This is a genomic window from Sorangiineae bacterium MSr11367, assembly GCA_037157805.1.
GTDB classification, from domain to species: Bacteria; Myxococcota_A; Polyangia; order Polyangiales; family Polyangiaceae; genus Pendulispora; species Pendulispora rubella.
Genome location: CP089983.1, coordinates 8,833,591 through 8,857,366, shown reverse-complemented (window position 1 = coordinate 8,857,366; position 23,776 = coordinate 8,833,591). Strand labels below are relative to the sequence as shown.

The 23,776-nt window shown below is 69.9% G+C and carries 3 protein-coding genes; all 3 read right to left on the bottom strand.

Annotated elements, in window-relative coordinates:
* Positions 1–20: 20 nt before the first annotated feature.
* The 3 genes from LVJ94_33870 to LVJ94_33860 are packed head-to-tail and all read right to left on the bottom strand — an operon-like array spanning position 21 to position 23,750.
* On the bottom strand, positions 21–1,409 hold the full coding sequence (locus LVJ94_33870; protein WXB01892.1) for a hypothetical protein: 1,389 nt from the start codon (positions 1,407–1,409) through the stop codon (positions 21–23).
* Positions 1,396–1,869 carry a hypothetical protein gene (locus LVJ94_33865; GenBank protein ID WXB01891.1) on the bottom strand — a complete coding sequence of 158 codons (474 nt, stop codon included), beginning with the start codon at positions 1,867–1,869 and terminating at the stop codon, positions 1,396–1,398. Before LVJ94_33865 ends, LVJ94_33870 begins: the two co-directional genes overlap by 14 nt.
* Positions 1,866–23,750 carry an SDR family NAD(P)-dependent oxidoreductase gene (locus tag LVJ94_33860; GenBank protein ID WXB01890.1) on the bottom strand — a complete coding sequence of 7,295 codons (21,885 nt, stop codon included), beginning with the start codon at positions 23,748–23,750 and terminating at the stop codon, positions 1,866–1,868. The genes LVJ94_33865 and LVJ94_33860 overlap by 4 nt, the downstream gene beginning before the upstream one ends.
* Positions 23,751–23,776: the final 26 nt, after the last annotated feature.

Here is a 23,776-nt window from a genome sequence, read left to right as displayed (position 1 = left end):
CGGCCCCTGGGCTGCTCGGGTCAGGCCTCCACGGGAGCTTTCTCGAGCTGCGGGGGGCGGCCGAGCAGACCGAGGGCGCGAAGCACGATGAAGGGGTGAAAGAGCGAACTCGGCGCGCGGAGCAGGTGCCCGACATGAAGCAGCGCTTCGAAGGCAGCGGTGTCGTGCACGCTCAGGCGCGCGAGGCGCGCGGAGTAGCCCAGCGCGAATCGATGGACGAATCGCGTGAAACCGCCGACGGACATTTGCGTGTATGGTGCATCTGCCACCGTAGCGGCCATCCACGGGATTTGCAGTGCCTTGCCTTGTTGGGCGTAGAACGACTTGGCAAAACCGGGGGCCAACGGACCGCGGGCGTGGCGGCGGAGTTCCGAGGCGAGGACGGTGGCGGCCATCGCCGCCGTCGACATGCCATGGCCGTAGATAGGATTCAACGCGCACACGGCGTCGCCCAGCACGATGAAGCCCTCGAGCGGGCGCCGAAGGCGATCGTAGCGGCGAAGGCGGTTTTCCGTCCTGCGGTATCCATGAATGGGTGAAAGCGGCGTGGCATCGCGCAGCGCCTCATGGAGATCCGGGGCATCGAGGGATGCGGCGAACCGCAGAAAGCCCTCTTCATCGGTGGGCGGGTGGTCGCCCGCGTACCCGCTGAGGGTCACGTGCCAAAGGCCGGACTCGTTTGGAAAGATGGATCCCTGACGTCGATCGGGCGGCGTCGGGTGAAGGATGAGGCCTTTCCACGCGGGGCGCGCCGCCGGCGGCCGATAGAGGCGGCTCGCGTAGCCCATGGAGGCATCCACGTGAACTTCTTCCGGTGTGCTCGCACCGAGCGCCGCGAGCCATGCCGGGGCTTTCGACTCGCGGCCGCTCGCATCGACGATGAGCGCGCCCTCGAGCACGTCGTTCGAGGGCGGACCCTCGTCGGGCCGCCTCTCGATGCGGACGCCGAGGGCTCGTCCTCGGGTCGGATCGCAGACGAGCGCGCGGACGGTGGTCCGGTCGAGGATGCGCACCCGGGCATCGCTGCGCACGCGCGCGCGGACCTCGCTTTCGAGCAGCGGCCGGCTGCACGAGAAGGTGGTGACCCCCCTCGGGTGCTGGCGCTTCCATCCGCCCGTGTGATGCCAGCGCACGTCCGTGCCCCAGTGAAGCGTGGGCGCTCCTCGGGCGACGAGCGATTGGCTCAAGCCGGGGAACAGCGACTCGTAGAGGAGCTCGCCGCCCTTCAAGAGGACGTGGTACTGGCGGCCCTGGGGAACCCCGATGCGAAAGTCGGCACCTTCGGGGAGGCGATCGCGGTCGAGGAGCACGACCTCGTCGAAGTGGTCCAAGAGGACGCGCGCCGCGGCGAGGCCGGCCAAGCTTGCCCCGATGATGATCGCGCGCCCGCTCGCATTAGGCGACGGCATGCGCGCCAACGGTTTTCTCGGCGGGGGCGAGCTTCTGCGCCACCAGGCCCAACGCCGCGCCGGCAAGGAGCTCCTCGAAGAGCGACTCGAGCATCCAGTAGAAGAACAGGACATCGGGCAGGTTGAACATGACCGTCCAAAGCAGGATGACCATGGCCCCGAACACCCAGAGCAGGGCGCCGTACTTCACGCCCCGCAGCCACCCGGGGCCCTTCAAATACGCGCGCAGCCAATCGTAGACGCCGGCGAGCACCAACCCGCGAACGAGCCCGGTGCCGAGCGCCCGCGGGAGCAGATTCCCTTCGTTGGGGTCGAGGAATCCAGGGCGCCAGAATTGGGCGTGGGCCTTGTAGATCGGCGCCAGGATGCCGGCGTGAAAGAGGGGAACGCCGAGGATCGTAGAGATGAAAAAGACCACGGCGAAGACGACTCCGCCGATGACGACTATCTTCCAGTTCATGTTTCTTTCTCGAGGGTGAGGAGCCATTCGTGAATGGTTCGGGCGGTGGTGTGGGCGTGTTCGGTCAAGACGGTGAAGTGGCTGCCCGGAAGCTCGGCGGGCGTGTGACGATGCTCCCAGTGGGAGCGCCAATCACCGCTGCCCGGTAGTCGTTCGTCCTCCATGCCGGGCATGGGCTCTTGGACCCGGACGAACAGCGTGGGGCTCGAAAGCTCCTCGGGCTGCCAGTCTTGGAAAAGGTCCGTGTAGCAGGGGAGGGCGGTGAACTCCTCGTCGGTGCGCGGGATGGTGGGGAGCCCGCCCAGCCATGCACGGCGAAACACCGATCCGATGCCCGGCGTGACGTCGCGTATCAGGTACGTATCGAGCAGCACGAGGCCTCTCGGAACGACGCCGATGCTTTCGAGGTGCGCCGCGACCGCGTGCGCCACCCATCCGCCGGACGAGTACCCCACGAGGACGAACGGCGCGCCGCCGGCGCAGCGGACGATGTTCTCGGCGTGGGTTCGGACGACGGTCGCGCGATCGGTGGGCAGCGTCTCGCCTTGGGTGAAGCCCGGATTGGGAAGCACCCACACGTCGCGTTCGGGCATCGCCGGGGCGAAGCGCGCGTATTGGAACGAACCCGTGGGCGGTGCAATGGTGGGAATGCACAGCACCGACGATCGCGTGCCACCGCCGGCGAGTTTGATGGGGCGTGCGACGTCCGTGCGCGCTGGGGCTTTGGCCTCGCGGGCGCGGCGGATGCGAGACGACAGGACCACGAGCTCGTAGCCGAGATCGAACTCTCCGAGCTCGCTCAATTTCTGAACGTTCGCGGTGAGTGGATGCTCTTGGGCGGCGTTCGCGGGCGCCGCCTCGGTGCTTGCGGCGGGCATCCGCTCCAATACGCGGTCGGTGATGGCATGGGCCGTCGTAGCCTGGAAGAGCAGCGTGGCCGGCAGCGCGAGGTCGAGAGCGGCACCGAGGCGCTGACGGATCTCGATGGCCATGACGGAGTTGAGGCCCAGCTCGAGCAAGGAGCGCTCGGGATCCAGCTCTTCGTGCGAGCGCAGCCCGAGCTCGACGGCGATCTCCTCACGGACCCGTTCGAGGACGGCGGCACGCCGGTCGACGTCGGAAAGACGCGCCAAGCGGTTCCGAAGCTCGGACCCGCCCCGGGATGCGGAAGCGCGGGGCTTCACCAGGCCTCGAAGCAGCGCGGGGACGGGGGCTCGTGAGCGCTCCAAGGTTGCGCGCATTTGGTCGAGATCCAATGCCGCGGGCACCGAGAGGATCTCCTTGGCGGCCAGCGCGCGTTCGAGCAATCGCACGCCCTCGGCCGTGGAGAGTGCGCCCATACCGGCGCGCGCCAGGCGCGTGACATCCGCGCCGCTCAAGTGCGCCGTCATGCCGCTGCGTTCGGCCCAAAAGCCCCAGGCGAGCGAGCTCGAGGCGAGGCCCCGGGCACTGCGGTGATGGGCAAGGGCGTCGAGGAACGAACTGGCGGCCGCATAGCTGCTCTGTCCGGGCACGCCCACGATGCCTGCCACCGAGGAGTAGACGACGAACCAATCGAGCGCGAGGCCGCGCGTGGCGCGGTCGAGGTTCCAGGCCCCGGTGACTTTGGGGGCGAGCACACGCGCGAAGCGCTCCGGCGTTTGGCCGCGCAGGACGCCGTCGTCGACCGCGCCCGCGCAATGGAAGACCCCCCGCAAGGGCGCATCCGCGGTCGCGATCGTCGCGATCAGGGCCTGCACGGCGTCGAGGTCCGTCACGTCGCAGGCCGCGATGCGCACCGCCGCACCGAGCGCGTCGAGCTCCTGTTTCACCCGGTCGGCGTCCTCGGACGCGTCGCCGCGACGGGACGTGAGGACGAGGTGCGACGCACCCTGCTCGGCGAGCCAGCGTGCAGTGCACCGTCCCAAGAGTCCGAGGCCGCCGGTGATGAGGAACGTGCCCCCAAGCGGCACCTCGGGCAGGCCGTGCGCGTCGGCGGCCTCGCGATGGCGAAGCAGCCTCGGAACCAGGAGATGCTCGCCCCGGATCGCGATCTCCGGTTCATCGTCCGTGGCGAGCGCTCGAACCAATGCAGGCGCCATCGTGGCGGCGTCGTCCGAGGCCCCGAGATCCACGAGGCGCAGGCCGAGCTCGGCGTGCTCCTGGCGCACGCTGCGCGCAAGGCCCCAAAGGGGCGACTGCTCCAACGCCGGCACCCCGTCGTCGTGGGATGCCGCGACGGCACCTCGCGTGATCCACACGACGCGCTCCGCGGCCTCCGGGCGAGCGAGCCGCGTTTGAAGCTCGGCCAGCACCTGCTCGACCAACGAGGTGGTGCGCGCGGCGAGATCGGTGTCGGCAGGGGCGGCCTCCGGCCAGATGCGGAGCACACCGTCGAAGCCCTGAACGGCATCCGCGGCGACGCTTTCGACGTGAAGGCCGGCCTCCTTCAGGGCCTTCGCCAGGGCGCGATCGCCTGGGGTTCCGTCGCAGACGAGCGCCCAACGGTCCGACAGGCGACCCTCGGCCGGCGTCAGCTCCTGCCAGGCCACGTGGTACCGGTGACGATCGGCGGAGGTGGCACGCCGCAACGTGGCTTCGTCGACGCGTTTCAGATGCAGCCGACGGAGCTCTCCGATCGACGAGCCGTGGTCGTCGTACAGGGTGGCGTCGAGGCATCGCAGATCGTCCGCGTCGCGCGAATGCTGCAATCGTGCCCAAAGCGCGGATCCGCTCTTGCCCCACGCGCGCCATGCACCCAGGGCAAACGGCAAGAACACGCCGCGTTGGCGCGGGTCGGCCTCGTCGTGCCAGAGGCCCGCCGCGTGCAGAATGCCATCGAGAAGGGCGGGGTGGATGCCGTAGTCGCGCGCACTTCGTCGCGCAGCTTCATCGAGCTCCACGCGAACCCATCGCACGACGGAACCATCGGGCGTCTCTTCGCGCCATGACTCGCGCAGTGTCCGAAAGCGCGGACCGTATTCGAGCCCGTATTCCTGGAGAGCGGCATAGTACCCGTCGAGGGATTCGCGCTCGGTGCCCGGCGGCGCGCCGCGCGTGACGGCGGCCGGTGGAGCGTCGGTGGCCGGTTCCAAGCGACCTTCCGCGTGAAGCACCCATGCGACTTCCTCGAGGGCTTCGGAGCGTCGTGCGCCGTAGATGCGAACGCGGGCGGCATTCCCGGTATCGAGCGGCGCGACGCTCACCTGCAGGTGAACCTCGCCGGTCGGTGGGATCACCAGCGGCGTATGCACCACGACGTCGGCAAGCGCCGCGTCCTGGAATCGCAGGGTGGCGTCGGCCGCGGCGCGGGCAAGCTCGAAGAGGCCGGCGGCGGGAAACAACGTGGTGCCCCGCACCGCGTGATCGCGGATCCAGTCCGGCGTCTGGTGCGACACGGTGGTATCGAACGTCCACGTGCCGGTGTCGGCGGACACGCTCTTCGCAGCCAGCAACGGATGCTCGCCATCGGCCAGGGGGAGGCGATCGGACTTGGCGGCGTCGAGCCAGTAGCGCTCGCGCTCGAAGGCATAGGTCGGCAGATCGGCACGGCGTGGCGCCCACGGTCGAAAGAAGGCATGCCAATCGAGATGCCATCCGCGCGTGTGCAGCCCGCCCAGGGCGAGGAGGAGCCGCGTGAGATCGCCCTCGTCGCGCCGCAGCGAGCCGACGACGGCGGCTTCGACCTTGCGTCCCTCCAGGATTTCCTCGATGGCCAAGGTCAGCACGGGGTGTGGACTGACTTCGACGAAGAAGCGATGTCCATCGTCGAGGAGTCGCTCGGTCGTCTCTGCGAAGCGCACGGTATGGCGAAGGTTGCGATACCAGTACGAGGGATCGAGCTCCGCACCGGAAACGACGGCGCCCGTGACCGTGGAATAAAGGGGAACGCGGCAAGCGCGCGGCGCGAGGCCGACCCAATGCGAGAGCAACTCGGCCTCCACGGTGTCGACGTGGGCGCTGTGCGAGGCGTAGTCGACCCGCACTTTGCGGGCGAAGACGCCGGCATCGCCGAGCGTGCGAACGAGGGCATCGACCGCGGCGGCTTCGCCCGAGATCACGGTGGCCTGCGGGCCATTGACGGCCGCGATGGCGAGGCGCTCGCCAAAGGGTTCGAGGTAAGGGCGGAGCGCGTCGGGGCTCAGCGTGACGGCCGCCATCGCGCCCTTGCCCGCGAGCTCGATCAGTGCGCGGCTGCGGAGGGTGACGATTTTGGCGGCATCGTCGAGCGACAAGGCGCCCGCGACGTAGGCCGCCGCGATCTCGCCCTGACTGTGCCCGATCACCGCGTCGGGCTCCACGCCCAGCGATCGCCAGAGGGCGGCCAGGGACACCATGACCGCGAAGAGCGCGGGCTGCACGACATCGACGCGGTCCAAGGAGGGCTCGCCGCCGCGGAGGACATCGAGCAGCGACCAATCGACCCACGGCGCGAAGGCGCGCGCGCACGCTTCGATTTCCTCGCGGAAGACCGACGACGATTCGAGCAGCGATTGCGCCATCCCTTCCCATTGCGAGCCCTGCCCCGGGAAGACGAAGACGCGTTTGCCCACATGCGTGGCCGCCCCGACGACAGCGCCCGCCAGCGGCTGCCCGTGCGCCAGCGCGGTGAGCTGCTCCATCAGGGCATTCCGGTCGCGGGCGATCATGGCCGCGCGATGCTCGAAGTGCGTCTTCGCCGTGGCGAGTGAGGCCGCGATGTCGACGAGGTCGAGTTCGGGATGCTCTTCGAGGTGCTCGCGCAGTCGGCGGGCCTGCGCGCCGAGGGCGGCCTTGCTCTTGGCCGAAAGGAGCACGGGAAGAGCGCTCTCGGGAGCGTTCGCGGGAGCGGGAAGAGCTCGCGGCGCTTCTTCGAGGATGACGTGCGCGTTGGTGCCAGAGACACCGAAGGAGGAAACGGCGGCGCGCCGCGGCCCTTCGCCGCCGCCGTTCGCGATCCACGGAACGGGCTCGCTCGCGAGGCGGACCGCGCCGGAAGACCAGTCGACATGGGGCGAAACCGCGTCGGCGTGCAGCGTCTTTGGCAAGAGGCCGTGCTGCATGGCGAGGACCATCTTGATGATGCCGGCGACACCTGCGGCGGCCTGGGTGTGGCCGAGGTTGGACTTGATGGATCCGAGCCAGAGAGGCTGCTCGGGGGAGTGGGCCTGTCCGTAGGTGGCGAGAAGGGCCTGGGCTTCGATGGGATCGCCGAGTGGGGTTCCCGTTCCATGGGCTTCGACGGCGTCGATGTCGGCGGGGGTGAGGCGAGCGTTGGCGAGGGCTTGCCGGATGACGCGCTGCTGGGCGGGGCCGTTGGGGGCGGTGAGGCCTTGGCTCTTGCCGTCTTGGTTGACGGCGGAGCCGCGGATGACGGCGAGCACGGGGTGCCCGAGGCGCGTGGCGTCGGAGAGGCGCTCGAGCAAGAGCATGCCGGCGCCCTCCGCCCAGCCCACGCCGTCGGCCTTGGCCGAGAAGGCTTTGCAGCGCCCATCGACGGAGAGCGCGCGCTGGCGGCTGAATTCGACGAAGACCGCGGGGGTGGCCATGACGGTGACACCGCCGGCGAGGGCGAGGGAGCACTCTCCGTGGCGCAGCGCCTGGCAGGCGAGGTGGAGGGAGACGAGCGAGGAGCTGCACGCGGTGTCGAGGGTGACGGCGGGGCCCTCGAGGCCGAAGGTGTAGGCGATACGCCCGGAGGCGACGCTGGGCGCACTGCCGATGCCGACGAAGCCCTCGAGGTCCTCGGGCGCACGCGAAAAGCGCGCGGCGTAGTCGCTGTACATGACGCCGACGAAGACGCCGGTGAGCGATCCATGGAGGGACGACGGCGGGAGGCCGGAGCGCTCGAGGGCTTCCCACGAGGTCTCGAGCAGGAGGCGCTGTTGGGGATCGATGGCCAGCGCTTCGCGCGGACTGATGCCGAAGAAGGCAGGGTCGAAGTGATGGGCGTCGTGGAGAAAGCCGCCTTCGCGGACGTAGGAGGTCCCCTTTTGATCGGGGTCGGGGTGGAAAAGCTGCTCGAGCGTCCAGCCGCGATCCTGAGGAAAGGGAGAGATGGCATCGGTGCCCGCGAGGAGGAGTTGCCAGAGCTCGGAGGGACTTTGGACGCCGCCTGGGAAGCGGCAGCTCATGGCGACGATGGCGATGGGCTCGTCGGTGGAGAGGGAAGGCGTTGGGGCGAGGGCTTGGTGCGCGGCGGCGCGGCCGAGCAACGCGTGGCTCAGTTGGCGTGCGAGTGCATCGGGGGTGGGATGATCGAAGAGAAGGGTGGCGGGCAGTTGGAGGCCGGAGGCTGCGGCGAGGCGATTGCGCAGCTCGACGGCCAAGAGGGAATCGAGTCCAATCTCGTGGAGGGGGCGAGTGGGTTCGATGGCGTTGGGCGAGGGGTGACCGAAGACGGCGGCAATCTCGCCGCGGACGAGGTCGAGCAGGAGACGTTCGCGTTCGGGGAGAGGGAGCTCGGCGAGGCGCCGGGCGAGGTTCGTGTTGGGGGCGGACTTGACGCGTGCGGGAGCGCGGACGTCGAAGCGAGCGGGGACGAGGGAGGCCTCGGGGCGGGTGAGTGCGTTGTCGAAGAGGGCGAGGCCATCGCGCTCGGAGAGCGGGCGCACGCCGAAGCGTTGCAAGCGCGCTCGCTGGGAGTCGGAGAGGTGGGAGGCCATGCCGGTGGGCTCGTCCCAGTAGCCCCAGGCGAGGGAAAGAGCAGGAAGGCCGCGAGCCCTTCGGTGGTGGGCGAGAGCGTCGAGGAAGGAGTTGGCGGCGGAGTAGCTGGCTTGTCCGGCATTGCCGAGGACGCCCGCGAGGGAGGAGAAGAGGACGAAGAAGGCGAGGTCGTGATGTTCGGTGAGCGCGTGCAGGTGCAGAGCGGCATCGACCTTGGGTCGGAGGACGAGCTCGAGGCGGTGGGTGTCGAGGTCGCGCAGGAGGGCGTCGTCGAGGGTGCCCGCGGTGTGGAGCACCCCAGTGAGCGGATGGTCGGGCGAGATGCCGGCGAGCAGGCGCTGGAGCGCGCTCTTGTCCGAGGCATCGCAGTCGGCGATGGTGACGGACGCGCCTGCGGCGGTGAGCTCGTCGCGGAGAGCTTCGGCGCCGGGGGCGGAGAGACCTCGGCGAGAGGTCAACAGCAGATGGCGCACGCCATGGTGGGCGACGAGGTGACGGGCGAAGCGCGCGCCGAGGGCCCCTGTGCCGCCGGTGACGAGGACCGTGCCGTCGGACCGAAGGGGACGTGCCTCGATGGACGCGGAAGTCGGTCGTGCGAGCTTGGGCACCAACGCGACCCCGTGTCGCAAGGCAAGCTGGGGCTCGGCGGCGGCGAGTGCGGCGGGCAAGGCCTGTGCGGAGGCGTCGGAGCCATCGGTATCGAGAAGGCAGATGCCCCTGTCGGGATGTTCGGCGTGTGCGGAGCGCACGAGGCCCCAGAGCGGAGCATGGTGCAAATCGACGGATTCATCCTGCGTGGCGACGGCGCCCTGGGTGAGGAACACGAGGCGGCACGCCGCGAGTCGCTCGTCGGCGAGCCAGGCCTGAAGGAAGGCGAGCGCCCGGGCGGTGGCGGAGCGGGTAGCCTGCACCGCATCGTTCTCCGCGTCGGCCACCCACGGCACGATGACCATCTCTGGTGCCGGCGCCCCTCCATCCAGAGCATCCCGGAGTGCTGGCAGATCGGCATAGGCCCCGTCATGCCCCAACCAGGCCGCCGCCGGCGCGGGAGCGCGCATGGCCAAGGCGCGTGCAGCCCAATCGAGCCGGAAAAGCGCATCGTGCAGGCTCGCGGCGGCACCTTCGAGCTGCGCCCTCGACACGACCCGCGTGTGCAGCGCCTCGACGGAGGCAACCGGCTTCCCCGTGCCATCGGCGATCGCAAGCGAGATCGCGCCCTCGCGTTCCACACGAAGGCGCACGCGAAGCTCGGAAGCACCTTCCGCGTGCAACGCCACACCCGACCAGGAGAAAGGAAGGAGCACGTCGCCCACCTGCTCCGAGCGCAAGGCGGCAAGCCCATGGAGTGCGGCGTCGAGGAGCGCGGGATGGAGACCGAACCCACTCGCCTCGTGCGCGAGCATCTCCGGGAGGCGGACGTGGGCAAAAAGCTCCTCGCCGCGCACCCACGCGGCCGCAAGCCCTCGAAACGAAGGACCATAGACCAAACCGGCCTCGCCGAGGCGCTCGTAGAGGCCCTCCACGGCGAGCGGCTCGGCGTCCGCGGGAGGCCAGATGCCCATGTCGACGAACGACGGGGGAGACGCCGCGGCAGGATCCAGAATGCCCGTTGCGTGCCGCGACCAGGAGGAATCGGCCTGCTCCCGTCGCGCATGGATGGACAGCCGCCGGCGCCCGTCCGAATCGGCCGCGTCGACGACGAGCTGCAGGTGGAGTGCGCCTTCGGCCGGCACGACGAGCGGTGCCTCGAGGGTCAACTCGCCCAGCCGCTCGAGCCCCACGTGGTGCGCAGCGGCGTGCGCCATTTCCACGAAGGCCGCACCCGGAAGGAGAATCGTCCCGAACACGGCATGATCCGCGAGCCATGGGTGACTCTCGAGGGAGATGCGCCCGAGCAAGAGGGATCCATCGCCCTCGGCGAGGTGAACGGCGCCCCCGAGAAGCGGATGGTGTGCCCCGCCCAGACCGGCCGATGCCAGGTCCTCCATCTTGGGCGGTGCGAGCCAGTAGCGCTCACGCTGGAAGGCATAGGTGGGGAGCGGAATGCGCCGAGGCGCAAACGGTGCGAAGAAGGCACCCCAATCGACCTCGGAGCCTCGAGCATGCAGGCCCGCGACGGTGGCACCCAGCGTTTGCAGCTCCGGCCGCTCGTCCTGGAGCGCGCTGGAAAAGCTCGCACGGGCCTCCTCGGCGAGACCGAGTCGAGCCATCGTCGCGAGCACGGCGTCGGGCCCCAACTCGACGAACGTGGAGACGCCTTCCGCCTCCAGGGTTCGAACGCCGTCGTAGAAACGCACAGCCTCGCGCACATGCCTCACCCAGTGCTCGACCGATCCGAGCTCCTCGGCCGTGGCCCGTTGGCCGGTGAGGTTCGTGACGATGGGAATGCGCGGCGGCCCGAACGAAAGCCCGCGGACGACCTCTCGAAACGCATCCAGCATTCCATCCATGTGGGGCGAGTGAAATGCGTGTCGGACCCGTAGGCGCGCGATCTTCCGTCCCATCGCTTCGACGCGGCGCCCGAGCTCGAGGACGACCTCCTCGTCCCCGGCGATCACGGTGGACGAAGGGCCATTGACGGCCGCGATGCTCACGCGGTCCGCGTTTCCTTGCAGCAGAGGGCGCACCTCCTCTTCGGACGCCCGAAGAGCGAGCATGGCGCCGCCGGGCGGCAAGGCTTGCATGAGGCGGGCGCGCGCCGCCACCAAGGTGCACGCGTCCTTCAAGGAGAGTACGTCGGCCACGTGCAGGGCGACCAGCTCGCCGATGGAATGGCCGAGCAAGAAGTCGGGGACGATGCCCCAACCCTCGAGCAACCGAAAGAGCGCCACTTCGAGCGCGAAGAGCGCCGGCTGCGTGTACGCCGTCTCGTCGAGCCGCGCGGCATTCTCGGAGCCCGGCTCCGCGAAGAGCACGGCGCGCAGGGGAACCTCCAGGTGCGGGTCGAGCTCCGCCACGACGGCGTCGAGCGCATCGCGGAAGGTGGGAATGGCCTCGTAGAGGCCGCGGCCCATGCCAGGTCGCTGACTGCCTTGACCGGTGAAGAGGAACGCGAGCTTGCCGGCACTTCGCGTGTGGCCGAGCACCGCGCCCGGTGGGAGCCCACCTTGGGCCAGCACGCCCAAGTCATGGCCGAGCGCTTCCCGATCGAGCGCGACGACGGCGGCGCGCCGCTCGAAGTGCGAGCGCGTGGTGGCGAGCGAGTACGCCACGTCGACGAGCGAAAGATCGGGGTGCGCGTCGAGGTGCTCGCGCAGATGCCGGGCCTGCGCCTCGAGGGCCGCTTCGGATTTGGCCGAAAGGAGGAAGGGCACCGGAGCGGGCACGGGAGCGGGCGCGGGAAGAGCGCGCGGCGCCTCTTCGAGAACGACGTGCGCGTTGGTGCCGCTGATGCCAAAGGACGAAACGGCGGCGCGCCGTGGCCGGCCGTTCGCTATCCATGGAACGGGCTCGCTCGCGAGGCGGACGGCGCCGGAAGACCAGTCGACGTGGGGCGAAACCGCGTCGGCATGCAGCGTCTTGGGCAAGAGGCCGTGCTGCATGGCGAGGACCATCTTGATGACGCCGGCGACACCCGCGGCGGCCTGGGTGTGGCCGAGGTTGGACTTGATGGATCCGAGCCAGAGAGGCTGCTCGGGGGAGTGGGCCTGGCCATAGGTGGCAAGAAGGGCCTGGGCTTCGATGGGATCGCCGAGTGAGGTTCCTGTTCCATGGGCTTCGACGGCGTCGATGTCGGCGGGGGTGAGGCGAGCGTTGGCGAGGGCTTGCCGGATGACGCGCTGCTGGGCGGGGCCGTTGGGTGCGGTGAGGCCTTGGCTCTTGCCGTCTTGGTTGACGGCGGAGCCGCGGATGACGGCGAGCACGGGGTGCCCGAGGCGCGTGGCCTCGGAGAGGCGCTCGAGCAAGAGCATGCCGGCGCCCTCCGCCCAGCCCACGCCATCGGCACGCTCGGAAAAAGCTTTGCAACGGCCATCGCGGGAGAGCCCGCGTTGTCGGCTGAACTCGACGAACGCACCTGGCGTGGCCATGACGGTGACACCGCCGGCGAGGGCGAGGGAGCACTCTCCGTGGCGCAGCGCCTGGCAGGCGAGGTGAAGGCTCACGAGGGAGGAGCTGCAGGCGGTATCGAGGGTGACCGCGGGGCCTTCCAGGCCGAAGGTGTAGGCGATGCGCCCGGAGGCGACGCTGGGAGCGCTGCCGATGCCGACGAAGCCCTCGAGGTCCCCCGGTGCGCGCGAAAAGCGCGCGGCGTAATCGCTGTACATGACGCCGACGAAGACGCCGGTGAGCGAGCCATGAAGCGAAGCAGGCGGGAGCCCCGCACGCTCGAGGGCTTCCCAGGAGGTCTCGAGCAGGAGGCGCTGCTGGGGATCGATGGCCAGCGCTTCACGCGGACTGATGCCGAAGAAGGCGGGGTCGAAGTGGTGGGCGTCGTGGAGAAAGCCGCCTTCGCGGACGTAGGAGGTCCCCTTCTTGTCGGCGTCCGGGTCGGGATGGAAAAGCGCGTCGAGGTTCCAACCGCGATCGCGTGGAAAGTCGGAGACGGCGTCGGTGCCCTGGACGAGAACCTCCCAGAGCTCGGAGGGGCTTCGCACGCCGCCCGGGAAGCGGCAGCTCATGGCGACGATGGCGATGGGGTCGTCGGTGGAAAGGGAAGGCGATGGGGCGAGGGCTTGGTGCGCGGCGGCGCGGCCGAGCAACGCGTGGCTCAGTTGGCGTGCGAGTGCATCGGGGGTGGGATGATCGAAGAGAAGGGTGGCGGGCAGTTGGAGGCCGAAGGCTGCGGCGAGGCGATTGCGCAGCTCGACGGCCAAGAGGGAATCGAGTCCAATCTCGTGGAGGGGGCGAGTGGGTTCGATGGCGTTGGGCGAGGGGTGACCGAAGACGGCGGCAATCTCGCCGCGGACGAGGTCGAGCAGGAGACGTTCGCGTTCGGGGAGAGGGAGCTCGGCGAGGCGCCGGGCGAGGTTCGTGTTGGGGGCGGACTTGACGCGTGCGGGAGCGCGGACGTCGAAGCGAGCGGGGACGAGGGAGGCCTCGGGGCGGGTGAGTGCGTTGTCGAAGAGGGCGAGGCCATCGCGCTCGGAGAGCGGGCGCACGCCGAAGCGTTGCAAGCGCGCTCGCTGGGAGTCGGAGAGGTGGGAGGCCATGCCGGTGGGCTCGTCCCAGTAGCCCCAGGCGAGGGAAAGAGCAGGAAGGCCGCGAGCCCTTCGGTGGTGGGCGAGAGCGTCGAGGAAGGAGTTGGCGGCGGAGTAGCTGGCTTGTCCGGCATTGCCGAGGACGCCCGCGAGGGAGGAGAAGAGGACGAAGAAGGCGAGGTCGTGATGTTCGGTGAGCGCGTGCAGGTGCAGAGCGGCATCGACCTTGGGTCGGAGGACGAGCTCGAGGCGGTGGGTGTCGAGGTCGCGCAGGAGGGCGTCGTCGAGGGTGCCCGCGGTGTGGAGCACCCCAGTGAGCGGATGGTCGGGCGAGATGCCGGCGAGCAGGCGCTGGAGCGCGCTCTTGTCCGAGGCATCGCAGTCGGCGATGGTGACGGACGCGCCTGCGGCGGTGAGCTCGTCGCGGAGAGCTTCGGCGCCGGGGGCGGAGAGACCTCGGCGAGAGGTCAACAGCAGATGGCGCACGCCATGGTGGGCGACGAGGTGACGGGCGAAGCGCGCGCCGAGGGCCCCTGTGCCGCCGGTGACGAGGACCGTGCCGTCGGACCGAAGGGGACGTGCCTCGATGGACGCGGAAGTCGGTCGTGCGAGCTTGGGCACCAACGCGACCCCGTGTCGCAAGGCAAGCTGGGGCTCGGCGGCGGCGAGTGCGGCGGGCAAGGCCTGTGCGGAGGCGTCGGAGCCATCGGTATCGAGAAGGCAGATGCCCCTGTCGGGATGTTCGGCGTGTGCGGAGCGCACGAGGCCCCAGAGCGGAGCATGGTGCAAATCGACGGATTCATCCTGCGTGGCGACGGCGCCCTGGGTGAGGAACACGAGGCGGCACGCCGCGAGCCGCTCGTCGGCGAGCCAGGCCTGAAGAAAGGCGAGCGCCCGGGCGGTGGCGGCATGGGCGGCCTGCGCCGCATCGTCCTCCGCGTCGGCCGTCCACGGCACGATGACCATCTCTGGTGCCGGCGCTCCACCATCCAGAGCAGCGCGGAGCGCTGGCAGATCGGCATAGGCCCCGTCATGCCCCAACCAGGCCGCCGCCGGCGCGGGAGCGCGCGGGGTCAAGGCGCGTGCGGCCCAATCGAGCCGGAAAAGCGCATCGTGGAGGCTTGCGGCGGCACCTTCGAGCTGCGCCCTCGACACGGCCCGCGTGTGCAGCGCCTCGACCGATGCCACGCATCCGCCCATCGCATCGGATATCGCGAGCGAAATGGATCCCTCCCGCTCGACGCGAACGTGCACGCGAAGCTCGGAAGCCCCCGCGGCGAACAGCGACACCCCCGACCAGGAGAACGGAAGAACCACGCCGTCGTGCGATTCCGCCCCGGCGACCGCATGGAGCGCGGCATCGAGCAGCGCCGGATGGAGTCCATATCGCCCGGCATCCCCGGCCGAGCCATGCGGGAGGCGGACCTCGGCGAAGAGCTCCTCTCCACGCGTCCACACGGCGGTCAGCCCTTGAAACGACGGGCCATAGGCCAACCCGGCATCCGCGAGGCGATCGTAGAGACCCTCCACGGCCCGGGGTTCGGCGCCCGGAGGCGGCCAGTCGCTCATGCCCACCGGCGGCCGTGACACCGCGGCAGGACCCAGGACGCCCGTCGCATGCCGCGACCACGATGCGTCGGCCAGCTCGCGTCGCGAATGAATGGACAGATGCCGGCGCCCGGTCTCGTCGACCGCACCGAGCGCGAGCTGCAGCTGCACGGCTCCCTCCGCGGGGACGACCAGCGGTGCCTCCAAGGTCAACTCGTCGATCCGGTCGAGCCCCACGTGGTGCCCGGCGGCCAGCGCCAACTCGACGAACGCCGTACCCGGGAAGACCACGGCGTCGAACACGGCATGGTCGGCGAGCCATGGATGGCTCTCGCGCGCGAGGCGCCCCGTGAAGACGACGCCACCGCCCTCGGCGAGGGAAACGGCCGCACCGAGAATCGGATGCTCCATCCGGCCGAGCCCCGGCGAAGAAACGTCGGCGCTCGCGCCCTCGGTGGATTCGAGCCAGTAGCGCGCGCGCTGAAACGCATACGTGGGGAGCGGAACGACCCGCGGAGCCAAGGGGGCGAAGAAGCCCTTCCAATCCACCCCGTGCCCGCGGGCGTGCAACCCGGCCATGGTTGCCGTGAGGTTCTGGAGGTCCGATTCTTCCTTGTGGAGTGCACGCAAAAAGACCGCGCGCGCCTGGCCCGCTTCGGAAAGGCCGAGTTGGGCCATCGTCGAGAGCACGGCGCCGGGCCCCAGCTCGACGAAGGTGGCGACGCCCTCGGCCTCCAGGGTCCGAACGCCATCGAGAAACCGCACGGTCTCCCTTGCATGGCGCACCCAATACTCGGCCGACCCGAGCTCGTCGTTCGGCTTGCCGGTGAGGTTCGAGAGGATGGGGATGCGCGGCGGCTCGAAGGTGAGGCCGCGAACGACATCCCGAAACGCCTCGAGCATGCCGTCCATGTGCGGTGAGTGGAAGGCGTGGCTGACCCGCAAGCGCGAGGTGCTCCGCCCCATCGCCTGGACGTGCTGCGCGACCTCGAGGACCGCATCCTCATCGCCCGCGACCACGGTGGACGCGGGGCCGTTGACGGCGGCGATGGCTACGCGGCCTTCTCGTTCGCGGAGCAAAGGACGCACCTCGTCTTCCGAAGCGCGAAGTGAGATCATGGCGCCGCCCTTGGGCAACGATTGCATGAGACGGGCGCGCGCGGCGACCAGGGTGCACGCATCGGGAAGCGACAGCACGCCGGCCACGTGGGCAGCGACCAGCTCCCCGATGGAATGACCGAGCAAGAAATCGGGCACGACGCCCCAGCTTTCGAGAAGCCGAAAGAGCGCCACCTCGATCGCGAAGAGCGCCGGCTGCGTGAACGCCGTCTCGTCGAGGCGCGCGGCGTCTTCCGAGCCCGGTTCGGCGAAGAGAACCTCGCGCAGGGGACCCGCGTCCATCTGCTCGAGGACCGCGTCGAGCGCATCGCGGAACGCCGGAAACGTCTCGTAAAAGACGCGACCCATGCCGGGGCGCTGGCTTCCCTGACCGGTGAAGAGAAACGCGAGCTTGCCGCCCGCGTGGGCATCGGCGAGCAGGGCGCCGGGCGGAACGCTGCCTCGTTCCAACGCGCCCAGGCTCTCGCGGAGCGTTTCGCGATCGCCCGCGACGAGGGCGACGCGCCGCTCGAAGTGCGAGCGATGCTCCGCCGCGGTGTACGCGATGTCGTGCATCGACGCGTCGGGGTGCTGCCGGAGCCACTCGGCCCACCGCCCCGCCTGCGCTCGCAGCGCCGTCTCGTTGCGACCCGAGAGAACGATGGGAAAGCTCCCCCACCCCGACCCCTGCGTTGAAAGTCGGCCGCCGCGAGCGGCGGACCTCCGGCGTGGGGGGGAGGGAGCCCTTGCGGGCGCGTGTAAGGCCGACGGCACTCCAGGGCTCCCTCCCCCTCGGAGGTCCGCGGCTTGCCGCGGCCGACTTTCAACGCAGAGGGAGGGTTGGGGTGGGGGAGGCTCTTCCAAGATGACGTGGGCGTTGGTGCCGCTGATGCCGAAGGACGAAACGGCGGCACGCCGCCGCCGGCCGTGCGGGGCTTGCCACGCCGGCCCTTCGACGCCGCCGTTCGCGATCCACGGAACGGGCTCGGTGAGCAGGCGGAGCGCGCCGGACGACCAATCGACATGGGGCGAGCTCGCATCGGCATGCAGCGTCTTGGGCAAGAGGCCATGCTGCATGGCGAGCACCATCTTGATGACGCCGGCGACACCCGCGGCGGCCTGGGTGTGCCCGAGGTTGGACTTGATGGATCCCAGCCAGAGCGGCCGCTCGGAGGAACGATCTTGCCCATAGGTGGCGAGAAGCGCCTGGGCCTCGATGGGATCGCCGAGCGTGGTTCCCGTACCGTGGGCTTCGACGGCGTCGACGTCGGCGGCGTGGAGGCGAGCGTTGGCGAGCGCCTGCCGGATGACGCGCTGCTGGGCAGGCCCGTTGGGCGCCGTGAGGCCTTGGCTCTTGCCGTCCTGGTTGACGGCGGAGCCGCGGATGATGGCGAGAACGGGATGCCCGAGGCGCGCGGCGTCGGAGAGTCGCTCGAGCAAGAGCATGCCTGCGCCCTCCGCCCAGCCCACACCATCGGCGCGCTCGGAAAAGGCCTTGCAGCGGCCATCGCGCGCGAGCCCGCGCTGGCGACTGAACTCGACGAAGACCGCCGGCGTGGCCATGACGGTCACGCCACCCGCGAGGGCAAGGGAGCACTCGCCGTGGCGCAGCGCCTGGCAGGCGAGGTGAAGGCTCACCAGGGAGGAACTGCACGCGGTATCGAGCGTGACAGCGGGCCCTTCGAGGCCGAAGGTGTAAGCAATGCGCCCAGACGCGACGCTGGGAGCGCTGCCGATGCCGACGAAGCCCTCGAGCCCTTCGGGCGCGCGCGTCAGCCGGCTCGCGTAATCGCTGTACATGACGCCGACGAAGACGCCCGTGGGCGAGCCATGAAGGGAGGCAGGCGGGAGTCCCGCGCGCTCGAGCACTTCCCACGAGGTCTCGAGCAGGAGGCGCTGCTGGGGATCGATGGCCAGCGCCTCGCGTGGGCTGATGCCGAAGAAGGCGGGGTCGAAGTGATGGGCGTCGTGGAGAAAGCCACCTTCACGGACGTAGGAGGTCCCCTTCTTGTCGGCATCCGGGTCGGGATGGAAAAGCGCGTCGAGGTTCCAGCCGCGATCGCGCGGAAAGTCGGAGACGGCGTCGGTGCCCTGGACGAGAACCTCCCAGAGCTCGGAGGGGCTTTGCACGCCGCCTGGGAAGCGGCAGCCCATGGCCACGATGGCAATCGGCTCGTCGACCGACACCCCGGCATGCTGCGCCGGCAGGATCTCCGCCGAGCGGCCGAGCAACTCGGTGCCCAATTGGCGTGCGAGCGCCGCGGGCGTCGGATGATCGAACAAGAGCGTCGCTGGCAGACGCAAGCCACTGGCCGCGCCGAGACGATTGCGCAGCTCGATGGCCATCAGCGAATCGAGACCGATCTCCTGCAGCGGGCGCGCCGGCTCCACCGCGTTCGAAGAAGCATGGCCGAAAACCGTGGCAACCTCGCCGCGCACGAGATCGAGCAAGAGGCGTTCGCGCTCGTCCTCCGCCATCTTCGCGAGGCGCCGCGCGAGCGTCGACGTCGTGCGCGAGGCCTCCGGTCGTGGCGCGGTGTGGCCGACGAGCCCTCGAAACAACGGCGGCAGCGCCTCGGCCTGTGCGCGCAAGGCCGCCATGTCGAAGCGCGCGGGAACGAGCGTCACCTCGGACCGTTCGAGGGCCCGGTCGAGGAGGTCGAGCCCCTCGTCGGTCGAGAGCGCGCCGATGCCGTAACGGGCGATGCGCTTTCGGTCGGCATCGGTCAGATCGCCCGCCATGCCCCCGCCCGCGGCCCAAAAGCCCCAGGCGAGCGACGTCGCCGGCAGGCCTCTCGCTTGGCGGTAATGGGCCAGCGCATCGAGGAACGCGTTGGCGGCGGCGTAGTTGCCTTGCCCCGGACTGCCGAGGACCCCGGCGAACGACGAAAAAAGCACGAAGGCCGCCACGTCGCGTTCTCGCGTCAGTTCGTGCAGATGCACCGCCGCGTCCACCTTCGGGCGCAGCACGTGCGCGATGCGCTCGGGCGTGAGGGAGAGGACGACGCCGTCGTCGAGGACACCCGCCGCATGGACCACGGCCGTCAAGGGATGCTCGGCAGGAACGGAATCGAGCAGTCGCTCGAGCTGATCTCGGTTCGCGACGTCGCACGCGTGGAGTGTGACCTTGGCCCCTGCGGCGGATAGCTCGCGGAGCAGGGATTCGGCCCCGGGCGCATCGTGGCCTTGCCGCGACACCATGAGCAGATGCCGAACGCCGTGCTTGCCGACGAGGTGCCGCGCGACGATGGCGCCCAGCGTCCCCGTGCCGCCCGTCACGAGCACCGTGCCCTCGGGGTTCAGGGGCCGCCGCGTCTCCGAGGCCCCCGACGCCGCCGCGCGAACGAGCCTCGGAACCCACCACGCACCGTCACGCTGCGCAAGTCGAGACTCTCCGGCTGCGGGCAGACGTTGCATCGCGGCCAGCGAGAGGTCGCGATCGTCGACGTCCACCAAGACGATGGCCCGCTCGGGATGCTCCGCCTGCGCCGCCCGAACGAGGCCCGCGAGCGCCGCACCCGCCACGTCGACGACGTCCTCGCCGCTTCGGATGGCCAGCGCGCGCTGGGTCCGGAAAACGAGCTTGCACCCGGCAAAGCGCTCCTCCCGCAGCCAGGCTTGCAGCACGGCGAGCCCGCGCTGAACCGTCGCATGCACCGCCTCGATGGGACGCGACGGATCGCCGCATTCATCGACGACGATGACGTCGGGCACGCCCTCGCCCCGGGCGAGCGAGGCTTGGAGATCTGCCCAGTCGGTGTACGAACCTCCGGGCCCCACGAGGGCCCAGCCCGAGGCCGGCGCCAAAGCTTCCCGGTGGGCGAGGGGCACCCAATCGACGCGATGGAGCGCATCATGGCGCGAGGCGAGCGCGCTGCGGATCGACTCCGCCGACGCGGGCCGCAGGAGCAGACCCTCGATGGACGCCACGGGCTCGCCGGCGCCGTCGGCGAGGGCGAGGGACACGCGGCCGTCGTGGACCGAGATGCGCGCACGCAGCGCGGGAGCCGCGGTCGCGTGCAGCGTCACCCCGGTCCACGAGAACGGGAGCATCACGCCCGTCCGTCCTTCGGCGCCTCGTGCGAGAACATGCAGCGCGCCATCGAGCAACGCGGGATGAAGAAGGAATCGCGCCGCATCCGGCTCGGATCCCTCCGGCAGGCCCACCTCCGCAAACAGCGTATCGCCATGCCGGAATGCCGAACGCAGGCTGCGAAAATGAGGCCCGAAGGAGAATCCCTCCTCCTCCATGCGCCCGTAGAAGTGCTCGAGGTCGAGCACCACGGCGTCCGCCGGCGGCCACTCTCGCAGATCGAACGAGGCCGTGGCGACCGCCGGACCGAGCGTGCCCGTGGCATGGCGGGTCCACGGCGCGTCGGACACCGCACTCTCCGGCCGCGAGTACACCGCGAGGGCTCGCCGTCCATTCTCCTGCCGGGCGCCGACGGCGAGCTGGAGATGAAGGGCCGAGGTAAGAAGCAGCGGGCTCTCGATGGTCAGCTCGTCGATGTGCTCGAGCCCCGCCCGGCGTGCGGCGACGAGCGCGAGCTCGACGAACGCCGTACCGGGCAAGAGCACCGTGTCGAAGACGGTGTGATCGGCGAGCCAGCGAGGATCGTCCGGCGAAAGGCGACCGGTGAGCAGCACCGCGCCCTCGGCGGCGACCGAAATCACGGCACCGAGAAGCGGATGGTCGGCGGAGGCGAGACCCGCGGAGGCCATGTCGGTGGGCGCGGCCTTGGGCGGGTCGAGCCAATACCGTTCGCGTTGGAACGGATACGAAGGCAGCGCCGCGTGCGGCAACGCCAAGGGCCCGAAGAAGCCGGCCCAATCGACGTGATGACCGCGCACGTGCAAGCCCGCCACCGCGGCGACGAGCGTCTCGACCTCCGAACGATCCGCGCGCATCACCGACGAGAAGGCCGCGCGCTCACGGACAGCCTCGGAGACGCCGTCGTGCGCCATGGCGGAAAGAACGGCCTCGGGCCCGAGCTCGACGAACGAGGTGACGCCTTCGGCCTCGAGCGCACGAACGCCGTCCGCGAAGCGCACCGCATGCCGAACGTGACGTGCCCAGTAGTCGGGGGAGGAGAGTTCGTCGTGCCCGAGGCGCTGGCCGATCAGGTTGGAAACGATCGGAATGCGCGGCGGATGGAAGGTGGCCCGTGCGGCCGCCTCCCGAAACGCCCCGAGCATGCCGTCCATATGATGCGAATGGAACGCGTGGCTCACCACGAGCTGCTTGGTCTTGCGGCCGATGGCCTCGAAATGCCCCGCGAGCTCGAGGACCGCCTCGCGATCGCCCGAGACGACCGTGGCCAGGGGGCCATTGACGGCCGCGATCTCGATCCCCCGCCGCTCCGCGAGCCGCGCTTGGACTTCCTGCTCGGAGGCTCGAAGCGAAACCATGATCCCGCCCGTGGGCAGCGATTGCATGAGGCGCGCGCGCGCCGCCACGAGCATGCACGCGTCCTCGAGCGTGAGCACCCCGGCCACGTGTGCCGCCGAGAGCTCCCCGATGGAGTGGCCGAGCACGAAGTCTGGTTGAATGCCCCAGCTCTCCAGCAGGCGGAAGAGCGCGACCTCCAGGGCGAAGAGCGCCGGTTGCGCGAAGGCCGTTCGATCGAGCTGCGACCCTCGTGCCGCGAAAAGGACGTCGCGCAACGGATGCTCGAGGTGGGGGTCGAGCTTCGCGCAGACTCCATCGAGCGCCTCGCGAAAGACCGGGTAGGCCTCGTAAAGCGCGCGCCCCATGCCCGCTCGCTGACTCCCTTGACCGGTGAAGAGGAACGCCAACTTTCCCCGCCCCCTCGCTTCGCCGCGGACCGCGATCGAGCCTTGCCGAACGAATCGATCCAGCGCATCCCGAAGCGCTTCCCCATCCGCGACGACGAACGCCGCGCGCTGCTCGAAGTGTGTCCGCCGGGTGGCGAGGGAATAGGCCGCGCCGGTGAGCTCCTGCTCGGGATGCGACGCGAGGTGCACGCGCAGCCGCTCCGCCTGCGCACGCAGCGCGGCTTCGGACTTGGCCGAGAGAAGAATGGGCAGAGCGGGAGGGGGAGTGGGAGCGGGAGCGGGAAGATCGCGGGGAGGCTCTTCCAGAATGACGTGGGCGTTGGTGCCGCTGATGCCGAAGGAGGAAACGGCGGCGCGCCTCGGCGCTCCGTTGGCCTTCCAGGGGGCGGGCTCGGTGAGGAGGCGGAGTGCGCCGGACGACCAATCGACGTGGGGCGAGGCCGTATCGGCATGCAGCGTCTTGGGCAAGAGGCCGTGCTGCATGGCGAGGACCATCTTGATGATGCCGGCGACACCTGCGGCGGCTTGGGTATGCCCAAGGTTGGACTTGATGGTCCCGAGCCAGAGAGGCCGCTCGGCGGAACGCGCTTGCCCGTAGGTGGCGAGAAGGGCCTGGGCTTCGATGGGATCGCCGAGCGTGGTTCCCGTGCCGTGGGCTTCGACGGCATCGATGTCCGCGAGCTCGAGGTTGGCGTTGGCGAGGGCTTGCCGAATGACGCGCTGCTGGGCGGGCCCGTTGGGGGCGGTGAGACCTTGGCTCTTGCCGTCCTGGTTGACGGCGGAGCCACGGATGACCGCGAGCACGGGGTGCCCGAGGCGCGTGGCCTCGGAGAGGCGCTCGAGCAAGAGCATGCCTGCGCCCTCGGACCAACCCACGCCGTCGGCCCTCGCGGAGAAAGCTTTGCAGCGGCCATCCAGGGCGAGCCCCCGTTGCCGGCTGAACTCGATGAACGCGCCCGGCGAGGCCATGACGGTGACGCCGCCCGCGAGGGCGAGGGAGCACTCGCGATGGCGCAGCGCCTGGCAGGCGAGGTGAAGGCTCACGAGGGAGGAACTGCACGCCGTATCGATGGTGACCGCGGGCCCCTCGAGGCCGAAGGTGTAGGCGATGCGCCCGGAGGCGACGCTCGGCGCGCTGCCGATGCCGACGAAGCCCTCGAGATCTTCGGGGGCGCGCGTCAGCCGCGCGGCGTAGTCGCTGTACATGACGCCGACGAAGACGCCGGTGAGCGAGCGTTGGAGCGAGGCCGGATGGATGCCTGCGTGCTCGAGCACCTCCCACGAGGTCTCGAGCAGGAGGCGCTGCTGCGGGTCGATGGCCAGCGCCTCGCGCGGACTGATGCCGAAGAAGGCGGAATCGAAGTGGTGGGCGTCGTGGAGAAAGCCGCCTTCGCGGACGTAGGAGGTTCCCTTTTGCTCGGGGTCGGGGTGGAACAGCTCGTCGAGCTTCCAACCGCGGTCCTGGGGAAACGCGGAGATGGCGTCGGTGCCCTGGACGAGAACCTCCCAGAGCTCGGAGGGGCTTCGCACGCCGCCGGGAAAGCGACAGCTCATGGCGACGATGGCGATGGGCTCCGACGATGCGCTGGCAAGTTCGCGGTTTCGTTGCCGCAGGCGCTCGACTTCTTTGAGCGATGCCCGAAGTGCTTCGACGATTTTGTCCGAGGGGTTAGCCACTGCACGTGCTCCAATCGTGTTTCACG